We start from the raw sequence: 13,287 nt of genomic DNA, 5'->3' as shown, positions 1-13,287 counted from the left end.
TTATAATCCTTCTCCGGGGAGAATGGTCCTGCTGTTTGTTACTTTAAATAGCTTATATTCAACAAATCTATCATCTGCCTCCATGCCTGTCCCATTGAAAATCGTCTCTTTTTCCTGAATGGTCACAAATTTTTCGGTATAAATTTTCTTTGCATTTGGGTCCCAAAACAATTCTTCTGAGGATAGCTTTTGGTCTTTTTCGAGATTATGGACCTGCACATCACCTTCACCTCTATAGATATTTTTTGTCTTGTCATAGTAGCCTTTATCCGCCCGCATTGTGGAACTAGTGTTACCGTCTTTGTCAAAAAAAAAGATTTCTATTCCTTCTGGAAATTCCAGATCACCAGTCCCAAACTTCATCTGCTTCTTGGCTTTGACCTGAGTACGGATGATGGTAGAATCGCTATGGAAGAGTTCAATGTCCATAGCCAGACCGATAGGACCTTTATACGTCTCCAAAATACTGCTATCGACCTCCTCTCCACAGGAAGCCAGAGAAAGTAAAATGACTATAATAGGAAATCTAATTCTGCCAATGGTACTCATGCCCACAAAGATAGGAAAGATTGCTAAATGATCGAGACCATAAAAAAAGGCAGCCAATTTTGACTGCCTTTTGATTTTATGTTATGTAAACTTAATCTCTTGTAGCCAAAGTTACTGTTTCTCCGATCCAGCAACCTACATTAACAGTCTCGCCTACTTGTCTGCTTTCGGTAAACAATTCTTCTTTGGAAGGGAATCTTGCCCTCGCTTCAGCCATACCTTTGCTGTCACCAGCCCTTGAATAAGCATTGTATGCTGCAATATATATTGCCTGGTCATCTACTCTGCTTATTCCCTTTCTACAATCTCCAGAAGAGCCCATATATAGCTGTGCAATAAGTAACCATGCTTCTTTTGCTTTTTCAGGATCTAATTTAGCTGCTTCAAGAGCTTCAGATCTTGAAGAACTTTTTCTGCCGGCCTGAGCATGAACTTTGGCAAGATCGTAATGAATTTCGGCTTTCTGTACATCATTTTCAGCAAGTGTTAATGCTTTTTCCAACACAGGCTGTGCCTTTTCATATTCCCTGTTCTGCATATACCTCATTGCTCGGACTTGAGATGTTGCATAAGTAGGGTTTTGATTATCAATGATTTCTAATGCAGATAGAAACGATGCAGAACTAAAGCACTTATATTTTACTGAGTAATTAAATATCTGTTGTGCCAAAACCATGTTTGTAGGATCAGCAGTCAATTTAGGTCCCAAAGTATTTTCTATGAAATCGCAATTGATCAATTCCATGGCAACTAATAGGGATTCTACATTTGACTTTGGCGTGGAAACATCTTTACCATTTGCTTCAGCTTCATCCAACAGTTTTGTAATTTTATCATGTATTTCCAAAACCTCAATGGCAGTATAAGCTTTGTTTAACAGATAGTGCCTTCTTACTAAATCAAAGTAAGCTGCAGTGTAGGCCGGATTGATGGTACCGTTTACTTCAAAAGCCCTGTCATAAACTCCAATGGCTTCTGCCAGTTTGGTTTTGTCATCTCTGAAATATTGGTATCCATAATATGCCTTGTTTTCAATCCACTTTGGCTCATTGTCAAAATTTTCTTTTCTAAGGTCATACACCTTCATGACAGAATCCTGATAGATTCTTTTCTGAGCAGGGTCAGTAGTGGCAGCTACTGCACCTTTGTAGACATCCACACCATAGATATAGATGGATTCATTCAACTTAGGGGTGTTGACAAGAAGCCAATAGAGAGGCTTGGTAGCTTCCACAAACTGCTCTGACTTCATATAATCCACATAAGCCGCATTGTATTCACGTGCTTTTGCTTCAGTTTCAGCATCAGTCGGCCAATTCCAACCGTCCTGTGCTTGAGCCATACCTACTAGGCTGAGGGTAAATAACCCGATGAGTGCGTTTTTAAGTTTCATATCTGTTAGTGTTATTCGAATACGCGTTTGTAAAACCAGCTATTGTCATTCAATGAGAATCCTAAGGTGACGCCAAAGTATTCTTCTTTGATCAATCCATTGTTGAGGGTACCTCTCGAACCAAATTTGACTGCAAAGTTCATCAATGATAAACTGTTGATAGGTACTGAAGCTCCAAAATTGATGCCAATATCACTGATCTGAGTCTGGTTCAAGATGAAGGGAGTTTGCTGGTATTCAACGCCGAACCTAATTGTCGACCTTTTGAATATAGAATTGACCGTTGAGAAATTAGGAATCAACTGTCCTCCCAATGCAACCCTGTAAGTATCACCTAGTTCACCCTGAACTCCTGAGAAGGAACGATATTGGCTAAAATTTTGCATTTGAGCTTCTAGACCAATTACAAATTTATTTATTTTTTCATAAGAAATCCCATAACCTAAGTTACTTGGGATAAATACCGTTCCTTTTTCATTGTTCCTGAGGATGTCACCATCCGAATCGGGTTTGCTAGCTTGACCAAAATCGGCAATCTTAGCAAATTCTTTTCCATTAATATTTCCAAATGCATGATAGGTGGCTCCAAGGTGGATGTTACTTTTGCTGCCTGATTTGAAATAATAATGAACCCCACCTTTGAAAGTAACATCGCTTACAGTCAATCTTTCATAGTATTCAGTTTGGAATCCAAACTCCTCTTCTTCCGGATTCAACAAGGCCAGTTGGTTTGTTCTTATGGTAGATCCAAACAAATAAGAACCATGAATTCCAAGGCTTAAATTTTTGGCTAAAACAAAACCATATGAAAGATATGCCTCCGAAATTCCGCCTTCTCCTTCCACTCTATTGATAGAATTGAAGTCAGAATTGGTCACTTCCCCACTGACAAGAATGCTGTAATTGACACTTGAAATTTCTCCCAATCCCATCCCTAGGGTCCTTTTTCCGGACTTGACAGGAAAAGACAAGGCCACATATGAAATACCTCCTCCATCAATAGTCTGATTGTCGGAGGAGCTCGTGACGTTGATTCTTTTGTAGTTAAGAGCTGCCTGAAAATTAAAAATCGTATTCCTCGTGGTCAAAGCAGGGTTCATGTAATTGACCCCCCATCCGGTACCAAAACTTATACCCAAACCGCCCATACCTTGATTTTGGGTAAGGCCGGCATAATTAAATTCACCCAACCCAAGTGCACTGTAAGTTGAGGAACTTGACTGTGGGAAGGCCTGTGAGAAAATGAAAAAGGTGCATAACACACCCAGAAATCTAATCCTATTGGTAATTGACATTGTAGCTTAATATTCTATTCAATCCATGCAGGACCAAATTAGGGATTACAAATATGTGGTCTTTTGTTAAGCTTTCAAAGATTTTTGAGTCACCTCCACAAATAATGACCTTCAAACCATGGTATTGTTCCTGATATTCTTGGATAAACCCTTTCATTTCAAATTGGATTCCATAATATACTCCTGACCTTAAACAGGAGACGGTGCTGTCTCCTACAAACTTTGGGATAATTCCCTGCTCCAAATCCACCAAGGGAAGTCTTGCAGTCAATTGGTTCATTGCCTTTAATCTCATCTGCAGTCCGGGAGTGATCGCGCCACCTAAATAGCGGTCATTTACATCCATGAAATCATAGGTTATGCAACTTCCCAGATCTATGGCGAGTATAGGACAGTCTTTGAAAATAGTCCTGGCACCTACTACTGCAGCTTTGCGGTCCACTCCCAATGTCTCAGGCGTGGCGTATAAGTTTTTGAAAGGCAATAATGTTTTGGAATCCAGGAATAAAAACTCAAAATCCAACAATTCTTTAAGCCTGTCCTCGGTATATGTCACCGAACTGATGATTGCATGGTCGAATTCCTGAATTTTGGATTCTTCCAAAAACGAATTGAAGTCCTCAAAAATGAATTCTTTCAACAGCATATCATTTCCAAATATGGCTGCTTTGATCCTAGTATTTCCGATATCTACTACTAGCTGTTTCAAATTCAAGTTTTCAAAATCGATAGACTTAGGCGAAATTAGTCAAAATCCAACATCCCACTTTTTGAATAAAATAAATTTAACTTTAGGGAGATTTATTTAACAAAAATTAACCCATGAAGACGCTTACCAATACCTATAAAGTAATCGGACTGATGTCCGGCACATCAGGAGATGGACTGGATATCGCTTATTGCGAATTTGAAAAAAAGGAAAACTGGACTTTTCAGATCCAAAGAAGTGAAACGGTTCCTTTTCCAAAAAACTTGGGAAAAAAACTTAAGAAATCCCATCTCATGAATGGCTATCGTTTATCGCTTCTTGATGTGGAATTTGGGCAATGGATGGGGGAGCAAGTCCGGAATTTTGTCCAAAACAATGGACTTGAAGTCGAAGCTGTTGCCTCTCATGGACATACAGTATTCCATCAGCCGTCCAAAAAACTGAGTCTTCAGATTGGAAATGGCTGGGCATTGCACACTGCATGCGGAATTCCTGTCATCAATGATTTTAGAATGCTGGATGTACAGCTCGGAGGTCAGGGAGCACCATTGGTACCGATCGGCGATAAGCTTCTTTTTTCAGAATATGATTATTGTATCAATCTTGGCGGAATTGCCAATATCAGCATGGATTTAGAGGATAAGAGGATCGCGTTTGATATTTGTCCCTTCAATCTTCTTCTCAACCATTTTGCGGAAATCTGTGGAAAACCTTATGACAAAAATGGAAAACTGGCGAAAAAAGGAAAGCTTTTGAAAAAAGTACTTAAGCAACTCAACAACCTGCCCTATTATCAGATAGAAGGAGCCAAATCACTCGGAAGAGAAGACCTCGACGACTATCTTAAAATATTGGAAGTAAGTGGAAAGCATAAGCCTGAAAATGTGCTCCACACCTTGGTCATTCATTATGTCGAACAAATCAGTAAAATAATGATTCCTCACTCGGGTAAAAAAACAAAAGTCTTGGTGACAGGAGGTGGCGCTTTCAACACGTTTTTTATGGAAAAATTAGGTGAATTCATTGGAGAGGATATTGAAATCACCCAAGCAGATCCCATGCTCATCAATTTCAAAGAGGCCCTTATTTTTGCATTTTTGGGAGTGTTACGATTAAGGGGTGAAAACAATTCGCTCTCAACGGTGACTGGAGCTTTGAGAGACAACAGTGGTGGTCTTCTTCATGGATTATGAATCTGAAGGGCTTTTTAGCATGGAGAATATTTCTATTTTTGCCAGCTATAAACCCAAATAATTACCATGAAAGAACTACTCAAAAAGTTTGAGAACAAACAACCCGAAATTATTTTTGAATGGAGTGACAGCGAATCCGAGGCAGAAGGATGGGTTGTCATCAATTCCCTTAGAGGTGGTGCTGCCGGCGGGGGCACCAGAATGCGAAAAGGGCTTGACAGAAGAGAAGTAGAGTCCCTTGCCAAAACCATGGAGGTCAAATTTACCATCTCTGGACCTGATATCGGAGGCGCAAAATCAGGTATTAATTTTGATCCAAATGACCCTAGAAAAGAAGAGGTGCTCAGACGCTGGTACAAGGCGGTCATGCCATTATTAAAGAGTTATTACGGGACCGGCGGGGACCTCAATATTGATGAGATTCATGAAGTCATTCCCATTACAGAAAATTATGGTCTCTGGCATCCCCAAGAAGGAATTGTAAACGGACATTTTCATGCCACAGAGCCAGAAAAAATCAGAAAGATAGGACAGTTAAGGCAGGGGGTATCCAAAGTATTGGAAGATCCTCATTACACTCCCAACGGTCCAAAAAAATACAAAGTAGCTGACATGATTACAGGCTTTGGCGTAGCGGAGGCGGTCAGGCATTATTACTCCATTTGGGGAGGAAAAATCAAAAATAAGCGTGCCATCATTCAAGGCTGGGGAAATGTCGGGGCAGCGGCCGCTTGTTTTTTAGCAGTCGAAGGGGTAAAAATCGTCGGAATCATTGACCGGGACGGAGGCTTGATCAATCCTGCAGGATTTACATTGGATGAAATCAGAGAATTGTTCATCAAAAGAGAAGGTAATAAACTGATTGCCGATAACATGATCCCTTTTGCGGACCTGAATGAGCAAATCTGGGATGTGGAATGTGAAATATTTATTCCGGCTGCTGCTTCCAGATTGGTGACCAAATACCAAGCTGAACGAATGGTCAAGGCTGGATTGGAAGTGATCAGCTGTGGCGCTAATGTACCTTTTGCCGATCCCGAGATTTTCTTTGGTCCTATTGGGGTTTGGCTTGATGAAAAAATATCACTGATCCCGGATTTTATCGCAAATTGTGGAATGGCGCGGGTATTTGCCTACCTGATGTCTGATAATGCGGTATTGACCGATGAGGCGATATTTGGTGATGTAAGCAAAACGATTGCTGATGCTCTCAACCTTACATTTGATAAAAACAGCTCAAAAACCAAACTTGGAGAAACCTCACTGGAGATAGCGTTGAAACAGTTGGTATAAACGAAACAGTTGGTATAAACATTTTACCAATCATCAGCCGAGAGGCGTTAATTTTAAATTAATTCCTCTCGGAGCTTATTTAGTATGCTGACCTTTTCAATCAAAATAAGTAGTTTAGCGAAAGTAAAGTCCAAATTTGTATATTGATTAATGTAAATTATTGGGTTTTCGGAAACCAAAAACTGTTGAGAAAGACTGCTTAATTTTAAAATTAATGAAGAACCTATTTGCCGTTTTCATATTTGTTTTTGGAATGGTTTTTTTAGCCACTGTTCCCGATGCAAAAGCCCAAACAGAGACCCAATCAGAACTGATTGATGGGGAATCCATGGATCAACATTCGGGTGAAGGCGGTCACGAAGATGGACATGATGTTCATGGTTCCGCTCCTGTATGGCTGGTTATTCCATTTGTGGCTTTGTTGTTGATGATTGCAACAGGGCCTTTATTCTATGAAAATTTCTGGCACCATAATTATCCAAAAATTGCTGTCGGATTGGCTATTTTAGTAGTCTTCTATTATCTGTTTGTTTTGCATAATGTCCATGGTCCCGTCCATGCTTTGGCAGAATATATCCAGTTCATTGCCCTTCTTTCTTCCCTTTATATTGCATCCGGTGGAATTCTAATCGAAATTGATAAAAAAGCTACACCATTTGCCAATGTGACACTTCTTTTGGTTGGGGCTGTGGTGTCCAACCTTATTGGGACCACTGGTGCATCTATGCTTCTGGTACGTCCTTTCATCAGGTTGAACAAAGGCAATATCCAGCCATACCACATCATCTTTTTTATTTTTATGGTCAGCAATATCGGAGGATCTCTGACTCCCATCGGTGATCCGCCATTATTCCTTGGCTTCCTTAAGGGCGTGCCCTTTTTCTGGACAATCGAACATAACTGGCCTGCTTGGATGTTGGCATTGCTCTTGTTGGCAGGCGTATTTTATGTTATTGACAGAAAACTTGGCAAAGCAAATGAAGAGGAAAACCTTGAAGAAGTGACTTATACCAATAAATTTGCCTTGATTGGCTCTAGGAATTTTATTTGGTTGATGGTGATCATTGGTTCTGTATTTTTGGATCCAAATGTGTTGGATTGGGTACCTGCCATCCATTATGATGGGCAAAAATTCTCTTTTGTAAGGGAGATCATCATGTTATCTGTGGCCTACATGAGTTACAGGTTTGCTGACCAAAAAGCCATAAAAGGAAATGAGTTTAACTTTGAACCCATACTTGAAGTAGCCTTCATTTTCATCGGAATATTTGGAACAATGATGCCTGCTTTGGAATTGGTTGGAAATTTTGCCAAATCCCCTGAAGGGGCTGCTTTGATCACCCACAATACGCTTTATTGGGGTACAGGGGTTTTATCCGGAGTATTGGACAACGCTCCAACTTACCTCAACTTCCTTGCAGCAGCCATGGCTTCACAAGGTGCAGAAATCGGCAACATTGAAGATGTCAGAAATTTTGCCCTCAATAATTATGTAGATTCATCATTTGAGCTTATGGCTATTTCACTTGCCTCTGTGTTTTTTGGGGCGATGACTTATATTGGAAACGGTCCCAATTTTATGGTTAAGTCTATAGCTGAGCAAAGTGGTATTAAAATGCCCTCATTCTTTGGGTACATCATCAGGTTCTCACTCCCGATTCTGCTCCCGATCTTATTGATAGTCTGGCTGGTATTTTTTGCCTTTGTCTAAAAAAATTAATTCCAATCCGACCAATTGCTGAAAATTGGTCGGATTGTTACCAAACAACAGAGGCATTGATGATCATCTTGTTAGGTTTCAAAAAAATCACTTTTTGCATGGTTTCTACTACAAAATGGTCAAGTTTGCCGGTCAAGCTTTGATTGAAGATCACACCACGAGTCTCTGAAGTGTAAAATAAGTTTGAATTTTTGATAGAAAAAGAAACTTCTTTGATCACTTCATCCTCATATTTTACTACAATCTTTTGTACTTCCCCCTTTTCGCCTTCCTTCAGGCTATGGATTAGGAACTCAGGACTCCTTTGGGTTTCATAGGATCCTGCCAAACTTGGCCTGCTGATATCCGCTTTAATAAAAAAGTCAAGCTCCTCCAGCCATTTTTCAGCAGTCAAAGTATCTCTTATTGTTTCCTTCTCCCCGTTCAAATTCAATTCTTTGATAATCCCGGCCCCTTCCAAATTCAGAGCTGTGACTTCAATATAATCTTTCACGGGAAAATATACTGTCTCAGAATCGTTCCCATTATTATTTTCAGCAACACATCCTAACAGGGTGACAGAAACCAAAACTGCGATCAAACTATTTTTCATATTCTCTTGATATTTTCAAATCGGTATAAAATGACAAAGAATCCATCCAAATATTTATGAATGAACTCTTTGTCCACAAATGGCTTGATTTATTTCAGCAGGATATTTCCGGTCATTTCGGAAGGTACGGGGACACCCATCAAAGTAAGGATGGTAGGTGCTAGATCTCCCAATTTTCCATCATTTACCATTATCTGATCCTTGCCGTCTACCATGATACATGGCACCAAATTAGTCGTATGGGCAGTATTTGGGGTACCGTCTTCATTGATCATCATGTCGCTGTTTCCATGGTCAGCAATGACGATGAAAGTATAGCCATTATCGAGTCCTGTGGATATCACCTGTTTGGCACACTCATCAACAGTCTCGCAGGCTTTTACCGCAGCTTCAAAAACCCCAGTATGGCCGACCATATCAGGATTCGCAAAATTGAGACAAACGAAATCCACTTCCTTCTTTTTGAGTTCAGTTTTGATTTTGGTTGCAATTTCAAATGCACTCATTTCAGGTTTGAGGTCATAAGTAGCTACTTTCGGAGAAGGACAAAGAATCCTGCTTTCACCTTCAAACTCACTCTCTCTTCCCCCTGAAAAGAAGAATGTCACATGGGGATACTTTTCAGTCTCTGCGATACGGATCTGTTTTTTGCCATGCTTGGAAAGTACTTCTCCTAGTGTATTGTTCAAATTGTCTTTGTCATATAGGACTTTGACATTTTTGAAAGTATCATCATAATTGGTAAAGGTGATATAATTCAACTTGAGTTTTTTCATATTGAAATCCTCAAAATCCTGTTGGGTTAGGACTTGGGTGATTTCTCTGCCCCGGTCTGTACGGAAGTTAAAGCAGATCACTATATCTCCTTCTTTGATGATAGCCAAAGGCTTTCCTGCCTCGTTGACCTGAATAATAGGTCGGATAAACTCATCTGTAACGCCGTTGGAATAGGATTTGGTAACCGAAGCGATGATATCTTTGGATTTTTCTCCCTCTCCATGTACCATGGCATCATAAGCGAGTTTTACTCTTTCCCATCTTTTATCCCTGTCCATGGCATAATACCTTCCAATTACTGAAGCTATCTTCCCGACAGAATGCTGTAAGTGCTCTTTGAGTTCGTTAATATAGTGGATACCTCCCTTTGGATCTGTGTCCCTGCCATCAGTAAATGCGTGGATAAAAACTTCATGAAAGTCATTTGCTTTGGCTGCGTCGCAAAGGGCCTTGAGATGATTGATATGGGCATGTACGCCTCCATCAGATAATAGACCGATAAAGTGAACATTCTTTTTGGATTTTTTGGCATATTCAAATGCCTCGACCAAAATGGGATGTGTATCAAATTCCCCCTCTTGGGCAGCTTGATTGATCCTAACCAAATCCTGATAAACAACCCTGCCGGCACCAATATTCATGTGACCGACTTCCGAATTTCCCATTTGGCCTTCCGGCAATCCGACAGCCAAACCTGAAGCTTGAAGTTTGGAATGAGGGTATTTGCTGTATAGTCCATCTATAAATGGAGTTTTGGCTTTATCTATTGCAGACACCTCCGGATTGGTGGCAATGCCCCATCCATCCAAAATCATTAATACTACTTTCTTATTATTCATGGAAAAAGAAATTGGAATATTGAAAATTGAATTCAATCAACTTGTAAAGTTGCCTATTCTTTATCAAGCGCACAAAATTCATCGTGTTAATTTTTATAATCTTCAGGTACGAGCGCAATGATTCGGTTATTAAATCCCTGAATTCAGAATTTCCTTTTTGTTTTTTCTTAAAAAACTAAAATTCCAAAAAGAATTGGCTTAATATTTGAACTATTTTTTGCCATGAAAAATTTACCTTTTCTTTTTGTGTTTTTATTTGCCATCATTTGGTTTTCTGAAGCCAATGAAGTAAGGAATAATACATTGACTATCAACGATGTATTTACTTATTTTAGAAGCGGTTCGAGCAAAGAGATTGCCAGGTATTTTGACCAGACGGTTTTGTTGAATATCAATGGAAAGAACGGGGACTATTCGAAATCTCAGGCTGAGTATATTTTAAGGGATTTTTTTCTCAAATATCCTCCTTTGGATTTCAATGTTTTGCATCAAGCCGGTTCACCCGGACCGACTATTTTTTATGTGGGTTCCTATCAAAGCAAAGGTGAACAATTCAGGGTCCTGATAAAGGGAAATTCCAAATCAGAGGTGCTGAGAATTTTCAGTATCGACATTATTAAAACCAAAATTTAAGGGTACACCAACAATATTTTTTAATTTTGGGTGTGGAAAATCTACCTTATCTATCAGCGGAAAAAATTCATGAATTTATACAGCAGGCACTCTTAGAGGATGTCGGTTCCGGAGATCATTCAACTTTGGGGTCCATCCCAAAAGACCAATATGGGCAGGCCCAACTTATCATCAAAGAGGCCGGAATCATCGCAGGTCTTGACCTAGCCGAAATGATTTTCCATCAATTCGATTCGAGTCTAGTTGTGGAAATTCTATTAAAAGATGGTGATCCTGTAATTCCGGGAGATATTGGCTTGAAGGTAAAGGGTTCAGCGGCATCTATCCTGACTACCGAAAGACTTGTCCTGAACTGTCTTCAGCGGATGAGTGGAATCGCCACGAAAACATATCAGCTTTCGAAAATGATATCCCATACCAAGGCACGCTTGATGGACACCCGCAAAACTACTCCAAACTTTCGAATGATCGAAAAATGGGCTGTGGTACTTGGCGGAGGCCTCAATCACCGGTTTGCTTTATATGACATGGTTATGTTGAAGGACAACCATATTGATTTTGCGGGAGGAATATCCAATGCAATCAGGAACGTAAGGCGATATTTGGAAAAAGAGGGACTCCAACTCAAAATTGAGGTCGAAACAAGAAACCTAACCGAAGTCGAGGAAGTTCTTGCTGTCGGAGGCATAGATTATATCATGCTCGACAATATGGACTACGACACCATGCGAAAAGCAGTCAAAATCGTAAACGGCAAATACCCTCTTGAAGCATCAGGAGGTATTACCGAAGAAACATTAAAAGATGTGGCCGAATGTGGCGTTGATTTTATCTCAGTCGGTGCATTGACTCATCATGTGAGAAGCATGGATATCAGTCTTAAGGCCTATTAATTTCGATATTAATTGATATATGATATACATGGATATTGAATCCGGTAGAATGCCTAAATAGGTTAAAAAAAATTGAAGTTTTTAGATAATTAAATTTTCAAAAACCAAAATGCCCAAGAAATCAATTCTTGGGCATTTTGATTTTATATGATAGACTAAGTTTAATCTTTGGAGGCAAAATCAGGGTATGCCTGCATGCTATGCTCATTGATATCCAAGCCTTCCAACTCCTCTCTTTCATCAACTCTTATACCCACAGTTTTCTTTAAAGCAAAGAATATCAACCAGCTAGACCCAAAACAAAAGGCCCCAACAATACCTATTCCAATCAATTGAGAGATAATTTGTTGGAATCCAGCAAGATTTCCAAACAAACCAACAGCCAAGGTACCCCAAATACCACCGATCAAATGTACTGAAATGGCTCCTACGGGATCATCAATTTTGATCCTATCAAAAAACACCACTGCAAATACCACCAATGTTCCCCCGATGAAACCTATAATGGCAGATTCACCCACTCCCATCTGGTCCGCTCCGGCTGTAATACCTACCAATCCTGCGAGGATGCCGTTGAGTACCATGGTGATGTCATAAGTCTTGAATTTCATATAAGAAGCGATCAAAGCCCCAAAAGCACCCGCGGCTCCGGCAATTGCTGTGGTTACAAATACCAGTGAAACAGTGCCCGGATCTGCTGTCAAAACTGAACCTCCGTTAAACCCAAACCAGCCAAACCAAAGCAAAAACACTCCGATTGTCGCCATGGGAATATTATGACCTGGGATGGCCTTCATACCTGTAGGTGTATATTTTCCCAATCTCGGGCCCAACAAAAATGCTCCAGCCAAAGCCGCCCATCCGCCTACCGAGTGGACAATGGTAGAACCTGCAAAATCATAAAAAGGTGTTGCCATTGTTTGCAAAAATCCTCCGCCCCACTTCCACATTCCGACAATTGGATAACAAAGGCCAACATAAAGGATTGAAAAGAAAATAAATGGTCCGAGTTTCATTCTCTCTGCTACAGCGCCAGAGACGATAGTTGCAGCTGTAGCCGCAAACATCGCTTGAAAAATAAAATCTGTATAGAATGTATATCCTGCATTGTAATTACTGGAATCCCATCCTTCTGGTAATGCTAATCCAAAACCGGCGAATCCCATGAATCCACCCGCAAAATCTCCGCCTGGATACATGAGATTGAATCCTACAAAAGCATAGGAAAGTAAGCCAATGGCGGGAATAAGCGTATTTTTAAATAAAATATTGACGGTATTTTTTGCCCTCGTCAGGCCTGCCTCCAGACTTGCAAAGCCAAGGTGCATGATAAAAACCAAAATGGTCGCCACCATCATCCATAGGTTATTGATGGTAAATAATTCTTGAGTCATAGGTTTG

At 40.2% G+C, this 13,287-nt stretch carries 12 protein-coding genes; 5 read left to right on the top strand and 7 right to left on the bottom strand.

The window, feature by feature from the left end; all coding sequences use genetic code 11:
* The 4 genes from lptC to NU887_RS05880 all read right to left on the bottom strand — a co-directional run bounded on the left by lptC (nucleotide 1) and on the right by NU887_RS05880 (nucleotide 3,946).
* Nucleotides 1–549: an LPS export ABC transporter periplasmic protein LptC gene (gene lptC / locus NU887_RS05895; protein ID WP_258422435.1), complete on the bottom strand. Its 549-nt coding sequence runs from the start codon at nucleotides 547–549 to the stop codon at nucleotides 1–3.
* 91 nt (nucleotides 550–640) lie between these two features.
* On the bottom strand, nucleotides 641–1,942 hold the full coding sequence (locus tag NU887_RS05890; RefSeq protein ID WP_258422434.1) for a tetratricopeptide repeat protein: 1,302 nt from the start codon (nucleotides 1,940–1,942) through the stop codon (nucleotides 641–643).
* A gap of 11 nt (nucleotides 1,943–1,953) precedes the next feature.
* Complete coding sequence (gene bamG, locus NU887_RS05885) at nucleotides 1,954–3,237, bottom strand: BamG family beta-barrel-assembly machinery protein (protein WP_258422433.1); 1,284 nt, start codon at nucleotides 3,235–3,237, stop codon at nucleotides 1,954–1,956.
* Nucleotides 3,221–3,946, bottom strand: a complete 726-nt coding sequence (locus tag NU887_RS05880; RefSeq protein WP_258422432.1) for a type III pantothenate kinase — start codon at nucleotides 3,944–3,946, stop codon at nucleotides 3,221–3,223. Before NU887_RS05880 ends, bamG begins: the two co-directional genes overlap by 17 nt.
* Nucleotides 3,947–4,059: 113 nt before the next feature.
* Between NU887_RS05880 and NU887_RS05875 the strand changes: the two genes are divergently transcribed.
* From NU887_RS05875 to NU887_RS05865, 3 genes are all read left to right on the top strand, one after another.
* Nucleotides 4,060–5,139: an anhydro-N-acetylmuramic acid kinase gene (locus NU887_RS05875; protein WP_258422431.1), complete on the top strand. Its 1,080-nt coding sequence runs from the start codon at nucleotides 4,060–4,062 to the stop codon at nucleotides 5,137–5,139.
* A 66-nt stretch (nucleotides 5,140–5,205) separates the two neighbouring features.
* A complete protein-coding gene (locus NU887_RS05870; protein WP_258422430.1) occupies nucleotides 5,206–6,432 on the top strand; it encodes a Glu/Leu/Phe/Val dehydrogenase dimerization domain-containing protein in 1,227 nt (408 codons plus the stop codon).
* 328 nt (nucleotides 6,433–6,760) lie between these two features.
* Nucleotides 6,761–8,143 (top strand): sodium:proton antiporter, encoded by a 1,383-nt coding sequence (locus tag NU887_RS05865; RefSeq protein WP_420839726.1) that lies wholly within the window; start codon nucleotides 6,761–6,763, stop codon nucleotides 8,141–8,143.
* 46 nt (nucleotides 8,144–8,189) lie between these two features.
* Here NU887_RS05865 and NU887_RS05860 read toward each other — a convergent pair whose 3' ends face one another.
* Both NU887_RS05860 and gpmI read right to left on the bottom strand, forming a co-directional pair.
* Nucleotides 8,190–8,744 (bottom strand): hypothetical protein, encoded by a 555-nt coding sequence (locus tag NU887_RS05860; RefSeq protein ID WP_258422428.1) that lies wholly within the window; start codon nucleotides 8,742–8,744, stop codon nucleotides 8,190–8,192.
* 89 nt (nucleotides 8,745–8,833) lie between these two features.
* Nucleotides 8,834–10,360 (bottom strand): 2,3-bisphosphoglycerate-independent phosphoglycerate mutase, encoded by a 1,527-nt coding sequence (gene gpmI / locus NU887_RS05855; protein WP_258422427.1) that lies wholly within the window; start codon nucleotides 10,358–10,360, stop codon nucleotides 8,834–8,836.
* A 222-nt stretch (nucleotides 10,361–10,582) separates the two neighbouring features.
* Here gpmI and NU887_RS05850 point away from each other — a divergent pair, with 222 nt between their 5' ends.
* Together NU887_RS05850 and nadC are read left to right on the top strand one after the other, a co-directional pair.
* Nucleotides 10,583–10,993, top strand: coding sequence for a DUF4783 domain-containing protein (locus tag NU887_RS05850; RefSeq protein ID WP_258422426.1), 411 nt, complete (start codon nucleotides 10,583–10,585; stop codon nucleotides 10,991–10,993).
* Nucleotides 10,994–11,025: 32 nt separating this feature from the next.
* Entirely contained in the window at nucleotides 11,026–11,886 is an 861-nt protein-coding gene (nadC, locus tag NU887_RS05845; RefSeq protein WP_258422425.1) for a carboxylating nicotinate-nucleotide diphosphorylase, read from the top strand.
* Between the two features lie 161 nt (nucleotides 11,887–12,047).
* Here nadC and NU887_RS05840 read toward each other — a convergent pair whose 3' ends face one another.
* Nucleotides 12,048–13,280, bottom strand: a complete 1,233-nt coding sequence (locus NU887_RS05840) for an ammonium transporter (RefSeq protein ID WP_258422424.1) — start codon at nucleotides 13,278–13,280, stop codon at nucleotides 12,048–12,050.
* Nucleotides 13,281–13,287: the final 7 nt, after the last annotated feature.

Source organism: Aquiflexum gelatinilyticum (assembly GCF_024741135.1).
In the GTDB taxonomy this organism is placed as follows: Bacteria; Bacteroidota; Bacteroidia; order Cytophagales; family Cyclobacteriaceae; genus Cognataquiflexum; species Cognataquiflexum gelatinilyticum.
The sequence above is the reverse complement of the archived record's forward strand: the minus strand, read 5'-3'. Positions and strand labels throughout refer to the sequence as shown.